This is a genomic window from Roseovarius sp. MMSF_3350, assembly GCF_030733425.1.
Taxonomy (GTDB): Bacteria; Pseudomonadota; Alphaproteobacteria; order Rhodobacterales; family Rhodobacteraceae; genus Roseovarius.
The window spans coordinates 1-1357 of record NZ_JASHIZ010000040.1 but is presented as its reverse complement, the minus strand read 5'-3'; the positions used below and the strand labels follow the sequence as shown (position 1 = coordinate 1357).

The window sequence follows — 1357 nt, the reverse complement described above, 5'->3', positions numbered from 1 at the left end:
CCCCCGGCCCGCACCGCCAGCCGTATGTCCCGCAGCAGCAGCGCTTTCACAGGAACGCCTCGTCGAAGTCATCCAGCCCCTGCCGCACCGCGCGAAACGACGCCACGTCCAGCACCCTCGCCTCGTCCAGGCCCAGGTCGATATGCGTGGCCAGCACCGCGATGCCGCCCTCGGCCAGATGCGCCCGCACCACTGCGGCGAACATCCCCCCGGCACGCGCATCAAGCGACACGGTCGGCTCGTCCAATATCCAGATCCCCCGGCCCGTCACCAACAGTCGAGCCAGCCCCAGCCGCCGCTTTTGCCCGGCGGACAGAAAGCCTGCGGGCCGGTCGGCCAAGGCCTCCAGATCATAGGCCGCCAGGGCACGGGAAATGTCTTTCCGGCCAAAGACCTGCGCCCAGAAGCTCAGGTTCTCCGACACGCTCAGCGCAGGCTTGATCCCGTCGGCATGGCCCGCGTAAACCACGTTGTCGGCCGGGTACTCCACCTCTCCCGAAACCGGCGGTTGCAACCCAGCCAGCGTCCGCAACAGCGTCGTCTTGCCCGCGCCATTAGGCCCGCGCAGCACCAGCGCCTCGCCCGCCGCCACGGCAAAGCTCAGACCGTCCAGCACCCGCACGCCGCCGCGCGCCACGCAAAGGTCCCGAACCGTCAGGCGCATCGCCGGCCCACCGCTCTCAGACCGGCAACAGGGCCACGGCCACGCGCCGCCCTTCCGAAATCAGCACGTTGTAAGTCCGCGCCGCGGCGGGCGAATTCATCGCCTCCACGCCGATGCCAGTCTCCTCCAGCGCGGTGCGGAACGTCCCCGGGACATGCGCCGTCTCGGCGCCCGTGCCGATAAACAGCACATCGACCTTGTCCACCAGGTCCATCAGCGACGCGCTGTCCTCGTACCCGCCCCAGGCTTTCACCCCGTCCGGGCCCACGCAGACCGCGCCCTCGACCGCCTCTCCATCCACGCGGAAAAAGCCGGGGCCATAGCCGTCGATCGGCTTCGCATCGGAAAAACTCACCTCGTTCAGGCGCATTGCGTCCTCCTCAGTCCCACAGCGGCAGGCCGGAAATGACCGCCAGCGCGATCACCCCGTAGGCGGCCCAGCGATACAGGCGCTCGCGCGTCGGGTCAAACAGGGCCTGCCCGATCAGCGTCGTCATCAGGTAGGGCACCGACATGACAACGGCTAGCAGGGTCAGTTCCCACGTCACCGCCCCCTGCCACAGCAGGTTGGCGATCAGGACCACGTCCAGTGCCGCCAGGAACAGGATCGTGTTGCCCCGCACCGACTGCACCGCCGCCTGGCCCGACAGGTAGAACAAAATCACCACCGGCCCCGTCAGGCCCGTCAGCCCC

General features: G+C 68.6%; 2 protein-coding genes and 1 pseudogene. All 3 read right to left on the bottom strand.

All coding sequences use genetic code 11. The features are described 5' to 3' along the window. Window positions 1-46 precede the first annotated feature (46 nt). On the bottom strand, window positions 47-664 hold the full coding sequence (ccmA, locus tag RBB31_RS20525; protein ID WP_306131118.1) for a heme ABC exporter ATP-binding protein CcmA: 618 nt from the start codon (window positions 662-664) through the stop codon (window positions 47-49). 16 nt (window positions 665-680) lie between these two features. Then, the gene (locus tag RBB31_RS20520) at window positions 681-1034 is read right to left on the bottom strand and encodes an Mth938-like domain-containing protein (RefSeq protein WP_306131117.1); all 354 of its coding nucleotides are present in this window, start codon (window positions 1032-1034) and stop codon (window positions 681-683) included. Between the two features lie 10 nt (window positions 1035-1044). Further along, window positions 1045-1357: pseudogene (locus RBB31_RS20515) on the bottom strand (sulfite exporter TauE/SafE family protein); the annotation flags it as partial.